General features: G+C 42.1%; 1 protein-coding gene. It reads right to left on the bottom strand.

Translation table 11 applies throughout. The annotated features are described in order from the left end of the window. Positions 1-297: pyridoxal-phosphate dependent enzyme (locus CWC11_RS22400; RefSeq protein ID WP_138684280.1), on the bottom strand; the 297-nt coding region annotated here is incomplete at both ends.

Here is a 297-nt window from a genome sequence, read left to right as displayed (position 1 = left end):
GAGCGTTTTTTTACCTTCCAAACGATAGGGTTCTTTCATGGTAGACATATCAAAAGCTCCGGTGGTAGCAGCAATCTCTCTTGCTTTTTTTCCGCAAGCATCAATTAATCCATCTATCAATATCAGATCGGCTCCGTATAAACGACATTCTTCTTTCAAAGTTTCTGCGGTATGTTTTGGCATGATTACCGTTGCTTCGATACCTGCTTTAGCGCAGTAAGCACTCATAGCCCCACCTGCATTACCTGCTGTTGGAATGATCATTTTACGGATACCTAATTCCTTGGCTTTGGAAAC

The sequence above is a fragment of the Pseudoalteromonas sp. S3178 genome, from assembly GCF_005886985.1.
GTDB lineage: Bacteria > Pseudomonadota > Gammaproteobacteria > Enterobacterales > Alteromonadaceae > Pseudoalteromonas > Pseudoalteromonas carrageenovora.
This window is presented reverse-complemented; position numbering and strand designations above follow the sequence as displayed.